The 23,879-nt window shown below is 47.1% G+C and carries 21 protein-coding genes; 6 read left to right on the top strand and 15 right to left on the bottom strand.

Going from position 1 to position 23,879, the window contains the following annotated elements:
• Positions 1–139: 139 nt before the first annotated feature.
• The 6 genes from BCT27_RS25175 to nrdD form a co-directional block, all read right to left on the bottom strand.
• Positions 140–2,920 carry an immune inhibitor A domain-containing protein gene (locus BCT27_RS25175; RefSeq protein ID WP_102397141.1) on the bottom strand — a complete coding sequence of 927 codons (2,781 nt, stop codon included), beginning with the start codon at positions 2,918–2,920 and terminating at the stop codon, positions 140–142.
• Between the two features lie 158 nt (positions 2,921–3,078).
• The gene (locus BCT27_RS25170; RefSeq protein WP_241908652.1) at positions 3,079–3,432 is read right to left on the bottom strand and encodes a hypothetical protein; all 354 of its coding nucleotides are present in this window, start codon (positions 3,430–3,432) and stop codon (positions 3,079–3,081) included.
• Between the two features lie 518 nt (positions 3,433–3,950).
• Positions 3,951–5,135: an amino acid aminotransferase gene (locus tag BCT27_RS25165; protein WP_102397140.1), complete on the bottom strand. Its 1,185-nt coding sequence runs from the start codon at positions 5,133–5,135 to the stop codon at positions 3,951–3,953.
• 161 nt (positions 5,136–5,296) lie between these two features.
• Positions 5,297–5,866, bottom strand: a complete 570-nt coding sequence (locus tag BCT27_RS25160) for an ATP-dependent zinc protease family protein (RefSeq protein WP_198597631.1) — start codon at positions 5,864–5,866, stop codon at positions 5,297–5,299.
• A 196-nt stretch (positions 5,867–6,062) separates the two neighbouring features.
• A complete protein-coding gene (gene nrdG, locus BCT27_RS25155; RefSeq protein ID WP_102397139.1) occupies positions 6,063–6,533 on the bottom strand; it encodes an anaerobic ribonucleoside-triphosphate reductase-activating protein in 471 nt (156 codons plus the stop codon).
• Between the two features lie 9 nt (positions 6,534–6,542).
• Entirely contained in the window at positions 6,543–8,663 is a 2,121-nt protein-coding gene (gene nrdD, locus BCT27_RS25150; RefSeq protein ID WP_102319434.1) for an anaerobic ribonucleoside-triphosphate reductase, read from the bottom strand.
• A 777-nt stretch (positions 8,664–9,440) separates the two neighbouring features.
• Between nrdD and BCT27_RS25140 the strand changes: the two genes are divergently transcribed.
• The 3 genes from BCT27_RS25140 to BCT27_RS25130 all read left to right on the top strand — a co-directional run bounded on the left by BCT27_RS25140 (position 9,441) and on the right by BCT27_RS25130 (position 11,765).
• Entirely contained in the window at positions 9,441–10,262 is an 822-nt protein-coding gene (locus tag BCT27_RS25140; RefSeq protein WP_102319433.1) for an endonuclease/exonuclease/phosphatase family protein, read from the top strand.
• 139 nt (positions 10,263–10,401) lie between these two features.
• Positions 10,402–10,701 (top strand): hypothetical protein, encoded by a 300-nt coding sequence (locus BCT27_RS25135; protein ID WP_102319432.1) that lies wholly within the window; start codon positions 10,402–10,404, stop codon positions 10,699–10,701.
• Between the two features lie 248 nt (positions 10,702–10,949).
• Positions 10,950–11,765 (top strand): DUF2797 domain-containing protein, encoded by an 816-nt coding sequence (locus tag BCT27_RS25130; protein WP_017010756.1) that lies wholly within the window; start codon positions 10,950–10,952, stop codon positions 11,763–11,765.
• Positions 11,766–11,938: 173 nt separating this feature from the next.
• Here the strand turns inward: BCT27_RS25130 and BCT27_RS25125 are convergent, their stop codons facing one another.
• The 3 genes from BCT27_RS25125 to BCT27_RS25115 all read right to left on the bottom strand — a co-directional run bounded on the left by BCT27_RS25125 (position 11,939) and on the right by BCT27_RS25115 (position 13,051).
• Positions 11,939–12,301, bottom strand: a complete 363-nt coding sequence (locus BCT27_RS25125) for a hypothetical protein (protein ID WP_102397138.1) — start codon at positions 12,299–12,301, stop codon at positions 11,939–11,941.
• A gap of 88 nt (positions 12,302–12,389) precedes the next feature.
• The gene (locus BCT27_RS25120) at positions 12,390–12,620 is read right to left on the bottom strand and encodes a DUF3389 family protein (protein WP_102397137.1); all 231 of its coding nucleotides are present in this window, start codon (positions 12,618–12,620) and stop codon (positions 12,390–12,392) included.
• Positions 12,621–12,622: 2 nt separating this feature from the next.
• The gene (locus tag BCT27_RS25115; protein WP_102397136.1) at positions 12,623–13,051 is read right to left on the bottom strand and encodes a hotdog fold thioesterase; all 429 of its coding nucleotides are present in this window, start codon (positions 13,049–13,051) and stop codon (positions 12,623–12,625) included.
• A gap of 227 nt (positions 13,052–13,278) precedes the next feature.
• On the opposite strand from BCT27_RS25115, the gene BCT27_RS25110 reads away from it, so the two are divergent.
• Positions 13,279–14,079: a M48 family metallopeptidase gene (locus BCT27_RS25110; RefSeq protein ID WP_017010752.1), complete on the top strand. Its 801-nt coding sequence runs from the start codon at positions 13,279–13,281 to the stop codon at positions 14,077–14,079.
• Positions 14,080–14,190: 111 nt separating this feature from the next.
• Here BCT27_RS25110 and BCT27_RS25105 read toward each other — a convergent pair whose 3' ends face one another.
• The 6 genes from BCT27_RS25105 to BCT27_RS25080 all read right to left on the bottom strand — a co-directional run bounded on the left by BCT27_RS25105 (position 14,191) and on the right by BCT27_RS25080 (position 21,401).
• Positions 14,191–14,619 carry a PAS domain-containing protein gene (locus tag BCT27_RS25105; protein ID WP_017010751.1) on the bottom strand — a complete coding sequence of 143 codons (429 nt, stop codon included), beginning with the start codon at positions 14,617–14,619 and terminating at the stop codon, positions 14,191–14,193.
• A gap of 2 nt (positions 14,620–14,621) precedes the next feature.
• On the bottom strand, positions 14,622–15,650 hold the full coding sequence (locus BCT27_RS25100; RefSeq protein WP_198597630.1) for a response regulator: 1,029 nt from the start codon (positions 15,648–15,650) through the stop codon (positions 14,622–14,624).
• Between the two features lie 201 nt (positions 15,651–15,851).
• Complete coding sequence (locus BCT27_RS25095; RefSeq protein ID WP_102397134.1) at positions 15,852–16,577, bottom strand: hypothetical protein; 726 nt, start codon at positions 16,575–16,577, stop codon at positions 15,852–15,854.
• Positions 16,578–16,691: 114 nt separating this feature from the next.
• Positions 16,692–18,521 carry a hybrid-cluster NAD(P)-dependent oxidoreductase gene (locus BCT27_RS25090; protein ID WP_102397133.1) on the bottom strand — a complete coding sequence of 610 codons (1,830 nt, stop codon included), beginning with the start codon at positions 18,519–18,521 and terminating at the stop codon, positions 16,692–16,694.
• A 186-nt stretch (positions 18,522–18,707) separates the two neighbouring features.
• Positions 18,708–20,291 carry a hypothetical protein gene (locus BCT27_RS25085; RefSeq protein ID WP_102319465.1) on the bottom strand — a complete coding sequence of 528 codons (1,584 nt, stop codon included), beginning with the start codon at positions 20,289–20,291 and terminating at the stop codon, positions 18,708–18,710.
• A gap of 192 nt (positions 20,292–20,483) precedes the next feature.
• Positions 20,484–21,401: a LysR substrate-binding domain-containing protein gene (locus BCT27_RS25080; RefSeq protein WP_102397132.1), complete on the bottom strand. Its 918-nt coding sequence runs from the start codon at positions 21,399–21,401 to the stop codon at positions 20,484–20,486.
• Between the two features lie 409 nt (positions 21,402–21,810).
• On the opposite strand from BCT27_RS25080, the gene dgcN reads away from it, so the two are divergent.
• Together dgcN and BCT27_RS25070 are read left to right on the top strand one after the other, a co-directional pair.
• On the top strand, positions 21,811–22,830 hold the full coding sequence (dgcN, locus tag BCT27_RS25075; RefSeq protein ID WP_102397131.1) for an N-acetyltransferase DgcN: 1,020 nt from the start codon (positions 21,811–21,813) through the stop codon (positions 22,828–22,830).
• On the top strand, positions 22,827–23,765 hold the full coding sequence (locus tag BCT27_RS25070) for an enolase C-terminal domain-like protein (protein WP_102397130.1): 939 nt from the start codon (positions 22,827–22,829) through the stop codon (positions 23,763–23,765). Before dgcN ends, BCT27_RS25070 begins: the two co-directional genes overlap by 4 nt.
• Positions 23,766–23,879: the final 114 nt, after the last annotated feature.

The following is a 23,879-nucleotide window of genomic DNA, read 5'->3' as shown; positions in this document are numbered from 1 at the left end:
CAAAACAAACAGCGCGTGATATTTATTCCAAAAACAAAAATACGCACAAAAAAAACAAGAATCAAAAAAGCCAGCATTAACATGCTGGCTTTTTATTAGGAAAACGAAATAGAGAGATTCATTATTTCATCCACCTCAACTACCACCACCACTTCCATTTCTTCACCTTAATTTTCTTGGTTTCAGAGTCGGTTCCACCTAAATCATCGGTCACCGTATGCCTAACGTCATATTTGCCGCGTTTCCTATAGGTATGCCATACGATACCGACAGTGGATGTCGCTTGCCTTCCATCACCAAAATTCCAGTGGTATTTGTTAATGTCGCCATCACTGTCTGTCGATGCTGATATGAATAGCGCCCATTTTCCTGCTTGAATGACATCAAAGTCGGCTTCAGGTGCGACATTCAAGGTCACACGCTGTGTCTCTGTGTTTGTCTGGCCAAATGCATCTGTCACTGTCAGCGACACCGAATAGATACCGCCTTGAGAATACACATGAACAGGGTGTTGTTCACTCGAACGATACCCATCACCAAAATCCCAGGACCACTGCGTTATTGCCCCTTCTCTGTCACTGGATTGATCGATGAAAATCACTTCATTTCCATCAATGTCTGTACTGAATGCCGCAACAGGTGCATCATCGTCAAGCGTCATTTCTACAACGCCATAATGGTTATCTTCCGCTTGTTCAATCACAGTGATACTAAGGCCATATTGGGGAACAATTCGCCCAGCATCAGGCTGATCAGGATTGGAATAGTCACTGCGATCATCAAACGTCGGGATTGCATTCAATGCGTCGTCAATCAATGTACCAATGTCGTCAAAACTCACATCAATGGGTGCTTGGTCTTGTAAACTAAATACCGCATCACGAATCTGAAATTTGGTAGATGCTGATTCGCCAAGATCTGTCCACGTCAATGCAAATTGATCGGCATCAACAACTCCTAACCAACCTTTGCCGGGGTGTTGCCCTACCCAGTTATCAGAATGAGAATCGTCGGCATACCACACCACCAACCCTGGTTCATACTGCCAGCGGTCTCCGCTTCGTTGAAGATTCTTTAACCCTTCATCGACGCCAGCATGACTGCGCCATTGAAGCATGTAGTAATGAGCGTAATACCCATTACCGTCATTCTTGGTGTAACCATTAAAGGCAAAATCGCTGTCAGATTCGGCATCGTCTGACAGAACAGTGTTTCCATCAGCGACCACCAAAATGTTATCGGCGTAGAATCCCTGTTCAACCCAGCCACCATCAGTGATGTATTCAAACGTGAGCGTCACGGTTTGCCCCGCGTACGGGGATAAATCAAACACTGCGGGTACCCATCCATTCACGTTGTCTGGGTGATCTTTTGAATAGCGATGAACCGCAGGCACTAAGCCCGAGCCAAGGGGGTCATCATACGTGGTGATATTGCCAGAAATGGGTTCGCCATCGACGAGTACACGGGCAAAATCGTAATCAGGCTCAACGTCATAGTGCGCATCGAACGTAAGTGAAATGTTTTCAGCAGTCGGCAGCACAAGTTCTGCTGACATACTGTTGTGTAAATTATCCCCTTTGCCGGAGTAATACTGGTATTCCCCCGCATAAGGCAAAATTTCAACGATCCTTTTCTTTGGTAAGTTAATGCGCACATGGTTCGTGCCGTCGTCATTCTCAACGGTTTCAGCCAATCGAACTGTTTTGGTTGTGCCCGCCAAATCGTCCAATGAATAAGTCACAGCGTTTAGCCAATTCCCTCCCATTTGGGCATACAAAAACTCTTTCGCCCACGCACTAAACGCAACAGGTTCCGACCCAGGTACTTTCCCCGCCCACGATCCAGAAGACATTATCGACCAAGACGAAACAGGCTCTCCTTCGCCCGAATATTGCGTGTCATATTCATCAGGCAACCCCAAGTCATGACCATATTCGTGGGCCGCCACACCTGCAGCAGCATCAATTGGCTGCATGGTGTAATCGTAAGCCGCGTATTTCCCGTTCCAATGAGAAAGCCCGCTTTCGGTACCCTCTAATTCATAAGTGACGGGCAGGTTCCAACGGTGCGACCAAATGGCATCCTGACCAAGCGCGCCCCCACCCGCTTCTTCACCGACGGAGGAATGGAAAATCATTAAGTGGTCGATAATACCGTCAGGTTCAAAATAGTCACCATCACCATCAACGTCATACCGATCTTCGTTATCGTAATCGGCAAGGTTTATCGAGCCATCTTGAACGAGCGCATCGAGCGCTTCTTTTACCAAGTCTCTGGCGTTGGCATCTTTAGCGCCTGAGTCAGTATGCGCGCCATAATAAGCAGAAGAATGCTTCGCGCGATACCAACCCGCAACGGCCCCAGCAACACTGTAGCTACCACCGGATTCTTGTTCATAATACTGACGCATGGTGATCAAGGTTTCACCGTTCGGCCCTGCATATTCATCACCAAACAGGAGATCCTGATAATGAACAGCTGGATAAGTGTCATAGAACATGTCGGTGTGCTGCGGTTCTAAGCGGTTATCGTCGTAAGGCAGATCGGGGAAATCAATCAGAATGGCCAACACGCGGTCGGTCCGTGTATTCGGCACTGAACGGAGAAACGAAAACCGCTTTGTCTTCTCTTTTGGGGCATCTAGCTGCGTTTTTCGTTTTAGTATTTGTTGACGGTTTTCTAAGTTTTTCTTGGTGAACACACCGTCATCGACAGGCTGATCACCACTCAAATAGGCATCGAGTGCTTTTCGAATGTCTTCTGGCGACGCATTGTCCGGCAGCGCACCACTTCGTTTAAGATAGGCGATCACTTTTTCTTCGTTAACGATAGAGCGGTCAAACGGCGTGTGCGCGTTTACCGATAACGTACATGCACAGGATAAGACAACAAGTGCGAGGCTTTTTACAATGTTCATATGCCAAGGCGTCCTCTTTTCTGAACCGGTTGCCATGAATAGGTCGCGGTAACCGCCACCGATTCACATTGCCAACTTAGGCATTTAGCTATTTCAGCAGCAAACACCCAACCTCACTGAAATATGTCGAAACGAAGTCATGGTTCCTTTAGTACTTTTCATTGAGACGTCACATTCACCGTCGGAGGTTTGTGCTTTCTAAGGTCAAACTCATGAGATGGACGTAGATAGTCTTGGAGAATATGTTGTTTCTCTTGGTGACTCATTTGAGGGGTTATCAATCCGATACTTTCTAAATAAATCAGCACCTTTTCTTCATTGGCAGTGGAAAGAACAACCGTCTCTTCGTTTTCTTTTCTTGCCATTGAGTTACGTGGTTTTGCCTCGTGAAGCTCTGCATTCGCGGTCAGCTGGGCATTAGAAATATTAAACAGGACAGAGAAGTAACACACGCCCACAAGCATGCATCGAAAAAGGAAGGAGGTAGATAACCAGCGAGTACGAGCCAACATAGTAACCATATGGAGAACTGAACATAATATATGGAAATATAGTCACAATGAGTCAGCAGGGTTGTAGGTCAAAAATGAGAACTGGGATCTTTTGCCGAAAATAAACAAAAAGCCTAATCATTTTAATTAATAATAAAATCAATAATTTGAAATAAAACCTCTTTCTGATTATTCATCCAGAAATTACGTTTAAAACATGTTTCATCAATAAATAGTGAATAGAATCAATCATAAAGTACGCTTATGAAAACTACATACACCTACTTATGCAATGATAGGTATAAGTGATCATTTAAGAATGAATTCGCGAAATAGAGTCAACGTTATCCGCGAGAAGTCGCTCTTTTTGGCATCCATAGCTTCTCGCGTTTAAAGACAGAAAAGCCAGCACTAGGCTGGCTTTTTAAATTGTATGCCGCGCATTCAAACGCACCGCATCGTTACTGAATCATGACTACCCATCATGACAATGCATGATTACTCATGCATTGTCACTGAAACACGGGATGAAGATGCAGTTACGAAGACACCTTCACTAAGGCATCTGCAAGGTAATCAATGCGCGATTCCGTTAAGCCCGCCACATTAATACGGCTATCACCCACCGCATAGATACCAAACTCATCACGCAGTTTGCCAACTTGCTCTGGCGACAGACCCAGCATAGAGAACATACCTTGGTGCTGCTTGATGAAATCAAAACGATTATCACCACAACGCTCAACCAAAGACGTACACAACGCTTCACGTAGCGACACAATTCGACCACGCATTGCGTCTAGTTCAGAACGCCATTGCTGCGTTAGCGCGTCGCTGGTGAGGATCGTTTCTACGATTGCTGCGCCATGATCAGGTGGCATGGTGTATGTTGCACGCGCCAATTGAAGCACACGCCCTTTCGCGTTCATGGCTTCCTTCGCATTTTTACCAATCACAATGGCCGCACCGGTGCGTTCACGGTATAAGCCGAAATTCTTAGAGCACGAGGTGGCGATAAGCATTTCTTCGACGGAATCTGCCAGCAAACGTAAACCTTGTGCATCTTCTTCTAAACCCGCACCAAAACCTTGATACGCAATGTCTACGAAAGGTGTAAAGCCGTTCTTCTGCGCAAGCGCATTGATCGCCTGCCAATGCTCAGGGCGAATGTCTGCACCGGTTGGGTTGTGGCAACAACCATGAAGAAGAACTACATCGTCCGAACCTGCTTTAGACAAAGCATCAAGCATGGCATCGGCGTCAACTTGTTTGGTCGCTGCATTAAAGTAAGGGTAAAACTTCACCGTCAAACCTGCAGCTTCCATGACAGGTTTGTGGTTCACGTAACTCGGGTCGCTGATCCAAACCGTGGTGACAGGTTTAGCGAGGAACATCAAATCAGCCAACATACGTAACGCACCACTCGCACCCGGTGTCTGAACTGTCGCACAGCGCTGATACCCGTCAGTGCCTTTGAGCAACAAATCCGTCATTGCCTGGTTGAAGGCTTCATTGCCCGCAAGGCCAACATAGCTTTTCGTTGTTTGTTCATCGGCAAGTTGCTGCTGAGCCACTTTCACGGCTTGCATGATAGGGGTATTGCCTTGGCTATCCTTGTATACGCCAATCCCAAGATCCATTTTGTCCGTACGCGTATCTTGTCGGTAAGCAATAGAGAGTGACAAAATCGGATCTTGTTGCGCCGGAGTGAGCAGATCTAGCATGGGTAACTTCCTTATTTAACGGCTATTTAAAACGTGATGCACCTACATTACTAGAACATGCGCGAAGCGCAAATCAAAAAAAGCGCAAAGGTAATCATTACCGTTGCGCTCGCTTTACATCTTTACAGAGACGTTGACATTTTTATCTACGTGGTCGCTTTTTAACGTGCTGAGTCGGGTTTGGGTTGAACATATTTTCGGCTAACATCGACAAGTGCCGTGCCCTTTAAATAGGTGCGCCCAAGAAGAACGGGGAAATTGAGATGGTGTCGATCACGTAAAGTGAACTCGGTACTTTCTGTGACATCACCAATGGTGATGGGCAGCGACACAACATAACGACGATCATACCCTTCCGCACTCGATTGAATGATGCGTACAGTACGCACAACACGAGATTCCAACACATCACTTTCTTTATTGTCATGCGCTAAACGGAATTTGACCCATTTCTTACCGTCGCGTTCGAACGGCTTGATGTCGACAGCACTGATCGATGAGGTCGTTGCGCCCGTGTCTACCCGCGCTTCGGCAACCACGCCGATGGTATCCACTTTCACCCACTCTTTCTCGCCGAGCATCAATTTTCCATCGGATGCGTGCTCGTACAACGAGGAATCAGTTGCTGCATGAGAAACAGAAAAAGAGCCTGCGAAAACCAAGGCAAGTAAAGAGAACAAGGCAAACTTGCACACAGCTGTTTTACACAGCTTCATTTTATGTAGCTTCATTATATGTAGCTTCATTCTATGTCGTTTCATTCGGTGTCCTTAGTGCTGGGGCAATGCTGAATCGAAGAATGGTCCAACAAAAACCAGTATACAATATCAAACTCGATGACCAAGGTCTGTCGACCTTTTGCGGCTAGCATAAAAAATGCCGCTAAATTAGCGGCATTAAGCTTATGATATGTATGAATAAGAATTGTTAGACCAGTGTCAAACGATGAATCACTTGGTTAGCACTGCCACGCCAAGGTAACGACGGACTCGCCAGTTCTTTTTCATATTTACCGTCTATCAGTACGTCAACGAGATCAATAACAGCCTGCTGTTCTTGCGTCAAATTCGCAAGCTCATACCCAGACCATAACCAGACATCTTTGCCTTCACACTCAGCGCGCACACGCTTCACCAAGGCAAGCACTGCTGGCACATTAGCAGGATGAAGCGGATCGCCGCCGCTTAACGACAATCCTCTGCGTTTGATACGAGTGTCATTTAAGTCCGTTATGACGCGATCTTCCATCTGCTTATCAAATACCTGCCCTGAATTCAGCGACCAAGTAGATTGGTTATAGCAGCCACGGCATTGGTGCTCACACCCTGCAACAAACAAGGTACAACGCGTTCCTTCGCCGTTGACAACGTCAACCGGATAATATTGATGGAAATTCATGACTCTGCCTTACATGTGTTTAACGCGACGTTTTACTTCTTCTTGCTTGCCGTCGTTAAACGGACGTGCATCAGGGCTCCCCAGGTAACCACAAACACGACGTGTCACAGACACTTTGGTTGAATCATGGTTGCCACAACTTGGGCAGACAAAACCTTTGCTCGAACATTCAAACTCACCCATGAAGCCACATTCGTAACATTCATCAATCGGCGTGTTTGTGCCGTAGTAAGGCACGCGTTCGTAGCTGTAATCCCACACATTTTCGAGTGCTTCAACGTTGTGTTGAATATTCGGGTATTCGCCGTAACAAATGAAGCCACCGTTCGCGATTGGCGGGTAAGGCATTTCAAAGTCGATTTTGTCGTACGGGTTAACGCTTTTCTCTACATCAAGGTGGAAGCTATTGGTGTAGTAACCTTTGTCCGTTACACCATCAACCAAACCAAATTCTTTTGTGTCAATTTTGCAGAAACGGCTGCACAAGTTTTCACTTGGCGTGCTGTACAGGCTGAAACCATAACCGGTTTCGTCTTTCCAGCGATCAGTTGCCGCTTTCATGTGCTGAATAATGGCAATGGCTTTCTCGCGCAATTCTGGCGAGTCGTACACATGCTGCTCAGTACCATACAAAGCGTTCATGGTTTCATGCAGGCCGATGTAGCCCATTGAAATCGAAGAACGGCCGTTTTTGAAAATCTCGCTGATGTTGTCATCTGCCTTCAAGCGAACGCCACACGCGCCTTCCATATAAAGGATCGGGGCAACACGTGCCTTCACGCCATCTAAGCGAGCAATGCGTGAATCCAAACCTTCACGCGCAACCGCCATCACTTCATCCAGCAGTTTGTAGAAGGTTTTCTCACAGCCATTTGCACGAATCGCAATGCGCGGTAAGTTCAGGCTGATCACGCCAAGGTTGTTACGACCCTCGTGGATCAGCTCGCCATTTTCTTCATACGCTGATAAGAAGCTACGGCAGCCCATCGGGGTTTTGAATGACCCAGTCACTTCCACCACGCGATCGTAGTTTAAGATGTCTGGATACATACGCTTAGACGCACATTCCAATGCAAGTTTCTTGATGTCGTAGTTCGGCTCACCGTCTTTCAGGTTCAAGCCCGCTTTTACGCTAAAGACCAATTTTGGGAATACCGCAGTCTTGCGATTTTTACCCAATCCCGCGATGCGGTTTTTCAGAATAGAAGATTGGATCATGCGCGCAGCCCATGATTCGCCCAAACCAAAACCGAACGTAACAAACGGCGTTTGTCCGTTTGCGGTATGCAGGGTATTTACTTCATATTCGAGCGATTGGAACGCGTCGTAACACTCTTTCTCAGTACGGGATTCCGCATAGCCTTCGGCATCAGCAATGTTCCACTCACGCGCAACTGCGAGGTGTTTTTCGTAGCTGATTTCAACATACGGTGAGAGGGTTTCATCAATACGGTTAATCGTGGTGCCGCCATAAATGTGGCTCGCCACTTGTGCAATGATTTGTGCGGTAACGGCCGTTGCCGTTGAAATTGATTTAGGTTGATCAATTTCCGCATTACCCATCTTGAACCCTTTGGTCAGCATGCCTTCAAGGTCGATCAACATGCAGTTAAACATTGGGAAGAAAGGGGCGTAGTCCAAATCGTGATAGTGAATATCGCCTTGCTCGTGCGCGCGAACAACCGATTTTGGCAACATGTATTGGGTGGCGTAGTGTTTCGCCACGATACCCGCCAACAAATCACGCTGGGTTGGGATCACTTTGCTGTCTTTGTTTGCGTTTTCGTTAAGGATGTCAGAGTTGGTCTGCTCAACCAAGCCACGAATCTCATGGTTCAGTCGGCTTTTGCGCTCGCGAATGCTGTCACGATCATGACGGTATTCAATGTATGCACGCGCGACTGCTTTATGTGGTCCTGCCATCAAATGGTTTTCGACTGCGTCTTGGATCTGATGGATATCAACGTCGTCTGCACGCATAAATTGCGCAAGAACGCCGTCCGCAACCGCGGCAGCATAAGCTTGATCCATGTTTTCAATATTACACGCAGCACTGATTACCGCATCTTCAATGCGTTGACGCTGAAATGGTACGCGGCATCCATCACGTTTGATGACAACAGGTTTCACAAAAAACTCCTCAACGAATAGTCCTAATACACCCAGTAACTGATAAAGAAAAAACAACCATGCTCGCCTAAATTGAGAAAGGCAAAGCATTGAAATACGTAAATCACTCGATCACTGTGGTGTCATGGCGATACACACAAAAGCACCCTAATTAACAGCATTTTTTCTGCTAATTTCATGAGAACTTGGTGCGTATCACGTTAGTGTCCAACCCGTCAACAAATACCAAATATGGGCAAGTTGATAGTGACAGCTACAATATGTGGTGCATTAGACGATCACGAAGGGACAAATTCATTGATTTAGATCATGGCCAAATAGGATGCGTTTTTTATCTATTCGATTAGTGCGGATAAGCTTCAATATTTGAGAAAAGCCTGTAAAAAAGTGATACGTATAACGCAAAAATGTCAGTTTGAAAAAACATCGTATACTGTATGCACTACTATCGCCCAATATAACAGACAACCTCGATACGCAGGATTCAGCGTCAGTCGTCGATTTACTTGGGGTTGCTTAAAGTCAACGCAATTGAGAAGCTGTGGTTCGCTCTCAACGAAACGAAAAGATAATAAAGAGAGAAACACGACTTTTATGCGTTTTAGCGTCACAGACAGAAGCTGCGTAAAGAACAGCGTCTTCCCGTTTTCTATTGCCAGCTCCCGGCAAGCTGCAAACACACCTGTATGGCGTCACATACTCATACTCCCTTTCGCTTTGTTATCACTCTTTTTCATGCACTCCGCCCACGCCTCTCTCTCCATTGCTACGTGGAATATGGAGTGGTTATCCGACAAAAATGACATGATTCAAAGTAAGCGCACCAAAGACGATTACTTGATGTTGAAAACCGTGTCTGCCGTGATTAATCCTGACCTAATTGCCTTCCAAGAAGTCGATTCTGAAGACGTACTCGCGAAAGTGCTCGATATAAACGAATACGACATCTATTTGTCTGATAGAAAGGCGCGATTTAAGCACAGCCGAGGCAGTGGTCAGTTTACAGGTTGGGCAGTAAGAAAAGGGATCTCAGTGATTGATCATCCCGACTACAAACCACTTGGTCTGCCTACTTTCCTCTCTGATGGTAATTTACGCTATGGCGCCTACATAGAAGTAGAACGAGAAGGCAAACCTTCCCTTCATTTACTTTCTATTCACTTAAAATCTGGCTGCTTTGAAACCCCTGTCCGTCGTAACAACAGTTGCAAGAAACTCGACCGACAAATTGAAGCGTTGTCCGTTTGGATAAACACACGCACAAAACTGAATGAAGAGTTTGTGGTTGCGGGGGATTTCAACCATTACTTAAACGATAAAAACGAGTGGGTTTGGAAGGCGCTCATCAAAGAGGTGGGCGAAGAGAACGTCGTAAATCTGACACAGAATACGAAAAGTAAGTGTAAAGCCCGTAAGTATAACTATCGCACCAAACGTTGGGAGCATGTTGTCTATAGAAAACTGATCGACCATATCATTGCTAGCCCAGGTGCTATCGATGTCGAAATCCCACCTAAAACGAAGCAGTATCAGTATTCATACCATGCTGTCGCGACCTATAGACTCACGGATCATTGTCCGATCCTTGTAGAAATGTGAGTTACCCCAAACAATTCACAGCTATTCCATAAAAGTCACTTTTTTTACCGCACAATAAAGCGATTCTGACTCACCACTGACATATAGAAAATTTGGTATGGCAAAATTTTGCCAATACTAAGAATGATGGACCATCCAAATGCGTTTTTTTACTTTGCCCCTGCTTGCCGCCACCCTTGTCGCCTCTACTTCTGCGATGGCGAAACCCGAACTTGCTCCTGCAGCGTTACTAGATTACGGACACTATGAAAAAGTCGAAGAACTGACGGTTTATGGTGATATCCAACAAGACATTATCCAACTCGCCGAAAACAACACTGCAGACTCTGATGCTGATTTGTTTGTGATCGACGATATCAATGAAGACATTGAGAAGAATGTGTTGATTGTGTCGCTGTCTCTTTATATCGATTTGAACAGCGGTATTGTGAAACGCTAAGACTTTGCGTTAACGGCACGTGTTCAAACACATGAATGTCTAGGCCGGTGAAATGAGCCCTCGTTTCATCGGTTTTTATTTCCTCTTATCTTCGCGCTGACATTCTCTTCTCGTCTAACGCCCGCACTTCGTTTACACCCTTACTTTTTGCTGACGTCTCAATGATGTCGTTTGCTGTTTTGATCACCTAAAATTTTTGACCGTTTCTGGTAAACTGCTCCCACGTAAAGGACAACAATAATAAAACCATGATTACTGGTACTTTGAGCAAAATGAAAAGCGCACTTGAAGACACTGTGCGTTACACTCTTCTCGTCGGCGAAAATCAGGTTGAGCTAACACCCCTTATCGGTAAGTCACTCACCCTGACGCACACTGGCAACATCTATTGCGATGCTTGTGGCAATAAAACCAATAAAAGTTTTAGCCAAGGACATTGCTTCACCTGCATGAGGAAACTTGCGCGGTGCGACATGTGCATTATGAAGCCTGAAACGTGTCACTTCGCAGAAGGCACCTGCAGAGAGCCTGAATGGGGTGAGCAATTCTGTATGACAGACCACATCGTTTATCTGTCTAACACATCAGGGTTGAAAGTGGGCATCACCCGCGCGAGCCAGATTCCGACGCGCTGGATAGATCAGGGGGCGACGCAAGCGCTTCCGATCATTAAAGTGAAGAATCGTCACCTATCAGGGTTAGTAGAAATTGCCCTTGCAGAGTTTGTGGCAGACAAAACCAATTGGCGCGCCCTACTCAAAGGCGATAACGAGCCTTTAGATTTGAAAGCGGAAGCGAGACGCTTACTGCCTTTGATTGATGCCAAACTGTATAGCCTTCGCATTCAGTATGGCTTCGATGCGATTGATCCAATATTCCATGACATCGTCACTATTAGTTACCCTGTCACTCAACACCCTACCAAAATCGTCTCCCACAATTTTGATAAAGAGCCCGTGGTATCTGGCGTACTGGAAGGCATCAAAGGGCAATACTTGATTTTCGATACTGGCGTCATCAATATTCGCAAATTCACCAGTTATGAAGTGAATGTCGAATACTGAGTAAATGGCAACAGCCGCTGACCCGGAATGAAAATAGACAAAGCCACCAAGATCGGTGGCTTTTTCAATTGCGCTGAGGTCTTTATGCCTATACCGACAGTCTCTCAGCACTCGCTAAAATATCGAGTTTGATGGCGTCTACATCGCTCTTTATCAATATCTTCACACTGACACTATTTGACGGGCAGTGTTACTCGCTTACCACCCCAACCATGCACGCTGTCTCTGGCTTCGATATACACCTCTTGAATCCCACTAGGGATAACAACGCCTGACAAGCTGCGCGTAAAGGGTTGCTCGTTAACATGAGGATGCGCCAATTCTCGTGTTCCAAGTACGGTGCCGTCGGCGGTGACGACACGCCATGCATCGGCATAATGATCCCAACCTTCATCAGCATGCTTCACCGTTGCAGAAACGCGGTAGCTGTCACCCGATGGTGAAAGCGTTGCATCAACAACATCAGCCTTACCTGCCAACAAAAATGGCGACCAGGTAAGCAATAAAGCGGCTGTGCATGTTTTGAATATGGTCATTTTTTCTCCTTGAACCCACAAAAAAGACCTAAGCGCTATGTTTAGGTTCATGTTTACAAATACATGGGTTCAAGAAAAGAGGTAACAACTAGCCTTTAATGGCAATGCCTGTTGCATCGCTCACTGCTTGCACGTTCTCTTTTGAACCCAAAGAAAGACTCCAATTCACCGTGCCACCATTGGCAATCAGCATACAAGGCGCACCCAATAGACTGATGTCATCCGTATGCGCTTGCAGCGTAATTCGATTCTCTTGGAGTTTCACCATAACCTCGTGCATGGTCGCCACCACTTTTCCGCCAGGAATTGAGATAACCACGCTTATTTCCCTTTATGTTGCAGAACAGCCATGGTCAAGCGACTTGTACACACGAGACGGCCACGCTCATCGCTGATTTCGATTTGCCACACCTGAGTCGTTGCACCCAAATGCGTCGGCGTCGCTACGCCGGTGACAAACCCCGAACGCATTGCACGAATATGGTTCGCATTGATATCTAGACCGACACAGTACTTGTTTTCTTCCACGCACATATTCGCTGCCAGTGAGCCCAGTGTTTCTGCAAGTACGACAGAAGCGCCACCATGCAACATGCCCAGCGGCTGATGTGTACGTGAGTCGACAGGCATGGTGCCCGTTAAGCTATTGTCGTCAAAATGGGTGTATTGAATACCAAGGTGCTCAACCAAGGTGTTTTTAGACGTTGCATTGAGACCGTCGAGAGAAATGGCTTTTTTCCAAATAGACAAACCGAGCTCCTGATAGATTTGTTTGCATCATTATCGTTGGCATTATCCGCCGTTCTCAATGATTCGGCTATGGTTTGTAGGTGCTTGAGACTCAAAAAACAGAAAATACTCAGTCGTGATAAAACGTAAAATGAAACATACCCAACCTGCTTTCTGCGGCTAATGCCGCTTGCCCCTACAAGCAGAGTGATTAAAATGTACCCAAGGCGAAACAAGGGAATGGAAAGATGAAATTCAAGGCGTTAAAAACAACGGTCGCCACCGCATTGCTCGCATTTTTAGTGGGTTGCTCCACCTCTCCGACGGGCAGAAACCAGTTCATTCTCGTGTCGGGTGCTGAAATGGCGCAACTGGGCGCATCTTCGTTTTCTGAGCTCAAATCAAACGAGAAAATCAGCAAAGATACGAAAACGATCCAATATGTGCAGTGTGTGACCGATGCCATTTTGAAGGTCACACCACCTCAGCCCGATTTTGAAAAATGGGAAGTGGTGGTGTTTGATAGTCCGCAAGTCAATGCATTCGCTTTACCGGGCGGAAAGATCGGCGTGTACACAGGATTGTTAAAAGTCGCGCAGACACAAGATCAATTAGCGTCTGTCATTGGGCACGAAATAGGTCATGTGATGGCAAGCCACGGCAGTGAACGTGTCTCTAGCTCAATGGCAGCAAACGGTGCGCTGCAAATTACCAGCATTGCGCTGGGAGCGAGCGGCACGGCGAATTCAGACTTGATCATGCAAGGGCTTGGCCTTGGTGTGAATGTTGGTGTACTGCTACCGTTTAGCCGAGCACATGAATCTGAATCCGATTTGATCGGTGTGCAGTTGATGAACGAAGCGGGGTTCGATCCGAACCAAAGCGTTCAATTATGGAAAAACATGGCGAAAGCCTCTGAAGGCGCACCGCCAGAGATTCTTTCCACCCACCCTTCACATGACACCCGTATTGATGACCTTCAAGATGCCATCAATGCGTTGCCCGCCACGAACAGAAAAGCTCCAAACTGTGGCCGTCCGAATGTCTAGTTTCTAACATCTAGCCCTAGGCAAACAAAAAGCCGATCCTATTGAGATCGGCTTTTTCGTTTTGCAGGCAATATAGCGCGAAGAACACAAAAGGTTTGGTATCAGCGGTGCTTAATCATGCGCCAACGCTTCCCCAGTCACATCCGCCACTGAGATAAACATGTGCTGCACTTCGCCCCGTAAGTTGACCATTGGGTTCAACGTCACGTTTTGGTACATAAATTTCGCTCGTCCCGTAATAGGACGAACATTGCGGCAGCGAAACAGATACGGACGCTGCTTCCACAACACGAAACTGCGGCATTTAAGCTCGAACACGGGTCTGCATTTTGCGCGGAACCATGCTTCAGAGATTTCAGGAAAGACCTCAAACAACGATTTCCCCTGCACTTTATTTGGGTGTTTACCCGTGTGGTGAACCATAAATCCATTCCACATGTGCACAGTGAAATCGCGGTCTACGACGATCAACCCCATGTCGATATTTTGCACCATATCGACCATCCAGTTGAACTGTTCAAATTCTGGTGAGTCAATCATGGTTAATCCTCATCGTCCATCAAGTAAGCCAGTTTCGCATCAAGCAATGGCAAGGATTCATCCACCAGCAACAACAAAAGATCACACTTAATGTTGGTGTCGTCGATGGCGTAGCTCACTTCTATTGTCACTGTACGCTTCCACGAGCCGCTCATATTATCAACCAAGCTACCAACATCCATGTGCTGGCCAAGAATCACAGGATAGCTTTGAGCAAACACCAACCCCGCTTGTTCCCCAATGCCGGCTAAGAACGCACTGATAAGCACATTGCTGACATCCACGAGCACTTCAAGATCGTTGTCGATGGAGCCGTCGTCGGGATAGTCCAAAATTCCGAGCAGATCCTTCATCGAGGAATCGGAAATCAACATTAAGGCTTCGCCGGCTAACCCTTCACCACTAAAACCTTGGCAAATGCCCGACATATTGTCGTTCGCAGCAAGGTGGCGAATAGTCATGTCGAGCTCACTCACCTCAAACACATTCACTTGAGGGAGCGGCATATGAACGAACACATCAAAATAGCGCGCTAACGAATCGGCTGCGCGTCCCATCGCCACATTCACCACTTCCATGTACATTTCACGTCGGCCGATTTTCACACTCGCAGGTGTGGATATAGCTTGCATTGGCGCGGCGGGCTGCGGAACGGATTGCACTCTTTCTACGTCTTTATACGGTTCAAGCATCTCAATCAATTCAGCTTGAGAAACGGGCTTTTTAACGAAGGCTTGCGCACCTAGCGCTAACACACGTTGTTGGGCTTTTGGCTGGATATCACCTGACACCACAAAAACAGGAACCTTGATGTTCTGATCACGCATGGCTTCCAAGGTTTGGAATCCGTCCATTTCTGGCATCGTGAGGTCAAGGAACATTAAATCAAAGGGTTGAGATTGCAGGGCTTCGATGGCAATTTTGCCATTTTCAGCAAAGGTGACATCGGCATTCAGGTGTTCAGGAAGAGAACGCGCAAGTTGCTTTCGCGCTAATGCAGAGTCATCAGTGATCAATATTCGGGTCGTCAACGTGTTTACTCCCACTATCCGATTATTGTCGATGCTGTATGCATCTTATGAAAATTCAGAAACAAGCCTGCGAAATATAACGCATTTATCATGCATCTGTCTTATTGATACGGCATTTATTCATAAGCATAGTGCGAGTTACGCAGTTTATCGCCAAGCCAAGTGCATTTACTTGAATATGAAAAAATGAAAGCGCTAATCTCAGTTTGAAATCACGAGCTTAGCACCCGCTTTATCGGCTTTTTCATTTGTGGCGTTTTTGCTCACCAATGGCAAATTCCCAAACGCCGATAACTGGCGATTAACGCTGTCAAGCTGACCGCTAATCACATCGAACTCTTCAATCATGTCATCGGCTGTTTTCTTCATCTTGGCGTACGTATCACAGTCATCTTGAGAGACGCGATTCCACGAATTGCCTTTTTTAAACTCATCACAGGCTTTTTGGCTTGCTTCTGCCTTGTGGCTCGCTTTTAAAATGTTCTCATTCAATTCGTTCACGGCTTTCGTCAAACGAAATCGCTCAGCATACAGACGGTCAGTGTTTTGAAGACGGGTGCGCAGGGCCTCAAGTGCTTTTTCACTTTGCAATAGCTTTTCGGTTTGCTCGCTATTTTGAGATTGAGACTGACGGCTTTTCATCGTAATTTTGTGTTCGAGCTCTGCCAATTCTTTGTCTTTTTCCTGCAATTGAACCACCAGCTTTTCAACATTGCTCTGGGTTTTCTCGTGCTGAGATGCGCTCACTGACAACGCGAGCTCTTTCGCCTCGATGCCTTTTGCCAGTGTGGTGTGATCACTGTTTAGTGCCACATATTGTTTTTCTAATTCAACCACCTGATCAAACCACACAGCACTGGCAAGTATTCCACCGGCGGCAGCACCGAGTAAAAGTAGTGCTGCGTTCTTTGTTTTGACGCTCGTCATTAATATTCATCCCATAAAAAAGCTGCCGCAATGATACCTCATGCGGCAGCCTTAAATGTTAGCTTATCGAAAAAATACGTTATTTTTCGGTGCTTTGCTTAGGTTTTGTTGGCCTTAGAGGCTCGCCAGCGTCACATCGCCTTTGGGCACACAACAACACGTCAACACCAAGCCTTCTTCTTTTTCACCTGGATAGAGTGCTGGCATATCAGGTTGATCCACTTCGCCATCAAGTAAACGCATCTTGCAGCAGCCACACACACCGGCACGACAGCTGTATTCCAGCGGAATTCCTGCCTCTTCCGCTTGAACCAGAATAGGACGCTGATTATCCCCACGGATGAATTCACCTTCGATGGTAATGTTCACCTCAGCGGCAACATCATCACTTGAAGTACCGGGTGTGCTGAAGAACTCTTGGTGACGTTGTGACTCAGGCACACCCAAGGTATCAAGCACGTTCATGGCTGACTCCATAAAGCCTTGCGGACCACAAACAAACACGTCTCGTTGAGCGAGTTTTGGCACAAGCGCCAAATGCGTTTGGTCCAATCTGCCCGCCATGCCAGACCATTGTTCTGACGGTTGACTCAGTAAGGTCATCACCGTAAGGCCTTTATGCTGCTCGGCAAGGGCGTTAAGTTCGTCTGCAAACGGAATGTCCACTTCGCTACTGCATTGATGCAAGAACACAACGTCTTTAATTTCATTCGCATCCGCTAACGCTCTTAGCATGGACATCATTGGGGTCACGCCGCTGCCGCCAGAAAGCAGCAACAAGGTGTTACGCTTGTAGGCTTGGTCACTCAGGTGGAATTGTCCATCCGGCTGTTGAGCGACAATGCGGCTGCCCTGCGTGACATTGTCATGCAGCCAGTTCGATACCAAACCACCGTCGATGCGCTTCACTGAAAGGGATAAACGCTCAGGACGGGTTGGTGTCGATGACAAGGTGTAGCGGCGCTGGATGCGTTTGCCGTCTATATCGAGCTCGATCGGAAGGTGTTGTCCTGCTTTGTACGTTGGCAGCGGCCCCTCTGTGCGCTCGAACCAGAAAGTTTGGAAATCACGGGAAACCGCTTCGGTTTCCGTACACACAAGCTCTAACTTGGGAATAGTAAGATCTTCGTATTCTTCAACATCACGGTATGCCAACACCTCGATGTCGTCACCCGCTTGAATCATGCCTTCATTCAAGGCGATCAAGTTCATGCCGAAATTCACATTGCCGCCTTTGTCAGTGCGAAATTTCGACAAGGTGGTGATCGGCTCACCATTCGGTCGGAATCGCCCACTCTCAAGATCTAACGTCGTGAACACGCAGCGGCTACACGGGCAATCCACACTGAACTCCACCGTGCCAATACGGATTTTCGCCCAACGGTCTTCCTCAAAAGCGTCACAGCCCGTTGCCACCAAGTTGGTACGGAACTGATCCATAGAGTGAAGATCAGGCGAGCGCGCATTTAACGCGGCCAACGATGCTTCTGAAATGAGCAACAATGGGAATCCATCAGCAAAGCTCACGTTCACATTCGCCTTTTTGCCAAAACGTGGCGACGATGTTTCGCCCGTGAACAACAGCTGCATTTGCCCGCTGAGCAAATGGCTGAACCAGGCGTTAGCAGTGGCTGTTGTCGCGTAACCGGCAAACTCATCTTTGAAAACATTGGTGTTAACTTCAGTCAGAGAAAATTGCGCGTATTTCAGAACTAACGGCGACATGGTGGGATGTGTGAGGGTAATACCGTTGGCTTGTAGGGATGCCGTGACTTTTGCCAGAATGGGATGTGTACGACCCGTAATAAACTTGCCCGTACTGTCTGCCACCATAAAACGTCGATCGAAACTCAACCCTATCTTTTCAACCCAAGCATTGCTGAGTGACGTGCCGCCAATAGATTTTACGGGATAGACATTAATTTGATTAATTTTAACGCTCACACTTGCCCCTCTTATTGTTCTGTTTTTAGTCCCTAAATAACAATACCAAGCTATCTGAACCCACAGAAACCCGCAGCATCATTAGATTGGTAAAGCCAATTAGAACATAAGAGGAGAAGTGAACGGTCAAAAAAGTGGTCAAAATACGTGATACATAACTCAAAGGCTATTGAAGTATCATGGAATCTAGCAGGCGATATTGTCCTTGGTTTTGCTGACAATTTTCGCCAATCGATCGGGGTCGCTCACCAGTGTTGGCATTTTCAAATACAGATGGTGCAAACACGTAAGGCACAGGGAAATACACAACATGGTTTTCTCGCGAACTTCTTCCGCATCCCACCACGCATCACCTTGCAATATCTGGTTCCAATCCTCGGCCAATTCAAGGGCAAGTTGTGCAGCTTCATCAGCATCGCCTGATACTAATGCTTCAACCGCTTTTGGCACGTCATCTGCGTTACTGCCCGCACCAAATATATTGCGCAGTGCGACCATCGCATCCAGCAATCCATCGAGACGTGATGGTTGGCGTGCTGCGCTAAAGAGACGACTAAACGCTAATCGGATACCTGTTGAATCCGTGTCTTCAAGCAACAAGCTCCAGTTTTCAACATCATCCAAAATTCTGGTCGTAATTTGAACGGGTTCGTCTGCTTCTTTAACGGTATCAACGTTTTCCTTCGCCCCTTCCAAGGAGAAAGGATCAACATGCCACACCCACTCAGGCGCGACAAACGGTGGCGAGTCATTTAAAAAACACATGGCCAAACACAAAGTGATGTTGAGTTCTGTTGACACTTTTTCGTTATCAGCTTCTAGCACATCATCAGGCCAATCATCATCTTCAAGCAGATCGCCGCTGTTAATGGCGTAGGCATAGCCCGATTCGAGCATGAAGCCACTGTCTTTGCGCTTTGCCATCAGGCTTGGCAAATGCAACGTGTATTCCGCAATTGAGGGTGTATAACGACGAATCGTTCCCCATTTGGTATCAAGCTCATCCAAATCCACCAACGCTGCGTTTCTAAACCCAACGAACAACGGGATCTGCGCCACTTCACCGTCGGCCACACTGCGTGCGATCTCAAGCAACTCGAGCACAGTTTCGACGAATGTACTGTCTGACATCGGTCCACGGATACGCATCAAATCATAACTGTTGAGCAAAATGGCAGACGGCAATGAAGACAGCGTGATCACACCTCGCTTGCCCTTTGAATCAACATAGTGCCCCAGCGTTTCGCTCGGTTCATTGCTGATGGTTTCAAAAACACGTTCGAAAGAGGGATCTTCAAGAATGTGGCGATAAAGCGCTTTGTGACCCGGTAACTGAGCAATCGCTGCGCTCAAATAGCCAGATGCGCGATAGAAAAGGTGCGGCTTTGTCCCCGCTTTAACAAGAAACAACGGGTATAGCTCAGTGGCCACGGCCGCCAAGCTCTTAGCGAGTGGATCACTGATACTTACGCTCGGCTGAAACCCATCATTCTGGTTTCGCCAAACGGAAAAAATGTGTTGGCCGTTCTGCAACACATGCGGAATTCGGTGAAAAAAGGATTGCTCAATATCACCCTGTGATAAGGCCACTGCGCGCATTTGGCGACACAATTGGACATAAGAAATAAACGTATCTTGTTGCTTTGCAGACAATCGATATTGATTCTGCAGAACCTGACGCGCTTCAGATTCGGTCACGTTCAAAATGTACGCGACGACGCGATGCCCCATGGCTTTGACGAAATTCGGGATGGGTTCTTTTACTAGCATGACACCCCCAGCGTCAAACAAATCGGAGTAGGAAAACGTGGTGTCGAAAAGCAATTAAGGATGGCTATCTATCGACACGGTATGTATCGGCAGCACGTTCAAAAAATATAGCAGTTTCCTTCACGAGATATTGCAATCAGCCCCGACTTTCTTCTCAACGTAGCGTTAAGCACATGAGTTACATTAGAAATGTCACGTTTCTGCATTCGATAAACTTTTAAGTGCCTTCCACACTTTTTCTCCCGAGGGATGCAACCTTGCCTGATATCTGTATGCGAAGTAAGCAACATCACGAATCAAATAAGGTTCACCAATTACCACCAATGCACCTTCTTCCAATTCTTTTTGCACCGAAAAATCTGGCAGCCATGCCACGCCATTACCCAGCAATGCTTGCGCTTTAAGCATATCGACCATGGACGAAAGAAACACAGGTTCAATGTTCACCTCATGGCGTACTGATTCTGTTTGTCGCCCCATGTAAGAGGTTGGGCTATAGGCAAGCCAAGGCGTGGGAAGTGCTTCGTCGTCATTCATCAACACCGTTTTTCGAGTGAGGGAAAAACGTGGCGTACCGTCTTCATGTTTACTGCAAACAGGAAGAAGTTCCGCCACACCAACAGGAATATGTTCGAAAGGTGGAAGCTTCATGTGCTCATTATCGAAAGCAAACAAGATGTCGCACTCGCCCTCTTTGAGCGCATCAACCGCTTCATCAACATTCATGGCTTCCACGCTCAGCATGGGCATTTCTACCTGTGTTGATAGCTCAGTTTGAATTGCGAATGTCAAGTTCAGCGCGAGCGAATGGGCAGACGCTAATCGTACAATCCGTCCGTCGGAATTATTCAGAGCAGAAATTTGGCCGACACTTTCCGCAATCTGATTCATCAAGGTTCGCGCTGTTACACGGAACACCCGTCCACTTTCGGTCAAAGCAATGGGCGTTTGGCCGCGATCAACAAGTTCAGCGCCCACACTCCTCTCCAACATGCGAATACGACGGCTGAACGCGGGCTGAGTGACATTTCGACGCACTGCGGCCGCAGAAAAATTTCGCGTTTCCGCCAGCGCGAGAAAATCTTCTAGCCATTTGCTCTCTAGGTTCATTCTCACTTGTCCTTGTGTATACCCAAACAACTTGAAGATGCTCGATGTCAGAGGCCATCAGAGTGTTCAATTCAAGGCAAATTCTTGTAGGAATAGTCATTCTATTTCACAGGAATTTAACGATGAAGTGGACGCTCTGAGGGCCTCATTGCGCTTCAATCATCATCAGTATATCGATGGAGTTGCATTTTATCAGGGCAATGATTTGCTACTGATCACGTAATCGTCCATTTTCCATACCGTTTACGCATTACCCTCTCGAAAACGGCATTTATCGCGAGCCGCATAGAAACCTATAGTAAGAGCATCACACTAGAAACAGACATTCACTTCGTTGATCGTGCCCCAACAAGCGCTACCGCTCTTCGCCACATCGACGACAGTATTGATAGAGGTATAAAGGAGACCCATGAACATTCCAGCCCCTTACATGCTTATGCTTGGCGATAACAAAGATCCATTGGCAATAAAAACAGCGCGCGGCATCCACTACTGGCGTCCTGAGAAATGTATCGGCCAAATGCGCCTCAATGAGGATGTGCCGTCACTCGGGCTGCCTGACATGGACATCGACGCGGCGATAGCGCATGGCGCGAAAACCTTTGTATTAGGCACAGCCAATGCGGGCGGTGTGTTGGCAGAGAGCTGGATCCCTTTAATTGTATCGGCCATTGAGAAAGGCATGCATGTGGCATCTGGTTTACACCAGCGCTTAACCGATGTCCCTGCGATTGTCGATGCCGCGGAAAAAGCCGGTGTTGAACTGTTCGATTTACGTCACTCAACGCAAAAACTCGATGTTGGGTCTGGTGTTAAGCGCTCTGGAAAGCGCCTGTTGACCATCGGTACCGATTGTTCTGTCGGCAAGATGTTTACCACCCTTGCGCTTGAAAAAGCCATGAAAGCGCGCGATCTGTCTACCTCGTTCTGCGCAACAGGCCAAACCGGTATTTTGATTGAAGGCAGCGGCATTGCGGTTGACGCTGTCATCTCTGACTTCATCGCAGGTGCGGTAGAGTCTATTTCTCCAGATTGTGCCCCTGATCATTGGCAATTGATCGAAGGACAAGGTTCGCTACTTAATCCCGCTTTCTCAGGTGTCACCATGGGCTTGCTGCATGGCGCGCAACCAGATGCACTTGTACTTTGTCATGAAGTAAACCGTGACCACATTCGCCACATGCCACATGTACCTATGCCGAAAATGGAAGACATCATGTCACTGGCACTGCGTTTGGGCACATTGACCAATCCAAACCCACGCTTTGTAGGCGTCGCCATCAACACATCGTCACTGAACGAAGAAGATGCCATCAACTATCTTAAAGAAGTGAGTGATGCGTTTAAGCTGCCGGCGACCGATCCGGTAAGATTCGGTGTGGAAAACATTGTCGATCACCTCGTCACTGTTTTTGAGGAGAATGCATGAACATTACTGCCAATGTTGTTACCTACCAGTTAAAGCGCGCCTTTACGATTTCTCGAGGCTCACGCACCGAAGCGGAGGTACTGCAAGTCACTGTCGAGAAAAACGGCAGCGTCGGTATCGGAGAATGCTCTCCGACAGGTCGATACGGTGAAAGCTTCGACAGCGTAATGGAACAAATTGAATCGCTTCAAGGCACTGATTTTGATCGCGCAACATTAATGCACCTTCTGCCCCCCGGAGCAGCGCGTAACGCGTTAGATTGCGCATTATGGCAACTCGAAGAACCTACTTTTCCAGCAAACTTCGATTTGCCAGCGGCCATCACCACAGCAATGACGGTCTCGATCGCATCGCCACAAGAAATGGCCGAAGAAACGCGCCAATACATTACTCAAGGCGCCACGCTGATCAAAGTGAAGCTGAATGCTGATCTTGTATTTGAACGCCTACAAGCGGTGCGAACCGAAGCACCAGATGCCATTCTCATTGTCGATGCCAATGAAGCTTGGGGATCGTTAGACATTCCTGAAACCATCAAACACATTGCTCCACTGAACATTGCAATGATTGAGCAGCCTCTTCCTGCGGGAGAGGATGAAGCGCTCAAAGGCATCAACAGCCCCATTCCCCTGTGTGCGGATGAAAGCTGTCATACCGCGGATGATGTGACCAATCTGATCGGCAAATATCAGATGGTAAACATCAAGCTCGATAAAACAGGCGGATTAACGGGGGCGTTTGAATTAGAGCGTACAGCCCGAGAGAACGGCATGCAGATCATGGTCGGTTGCATGTTAGGCAGCTCTATCGCGATGCGCGCAGGCCTTCCTATTGCAGCCCATGCCGTATTGGTTGATTTGGATGGCGCCGCGTTAATAAAAGACGACATAGAAAATGGACTAACGTATGAAAATGGACAAATAGCCTTACGTTAGTTGACTTGGATGAATCGAAAAGGAGTGAAATGGGCGTGATTCATTTCACTCTTTTATTTGTGGCTTATCGCGTGGTCACAATTCTCTGCGAAATTGAGACAAATTGTTAACAGC

This window comes from Enterovibrio norvegicus (assembly GCF_002876705.1).
GTDB lineage: Bacteria > Pseudomonadota > Gammaproteobacteria > Enterobacterales > Vibrionaceae > Enterovibrio > Enterovibrio norvegicus_B.
Note: the sequence above shows the minus strand (reverse complement) of the source record. Positions and strands in the feature narration are given on the sequence as shown.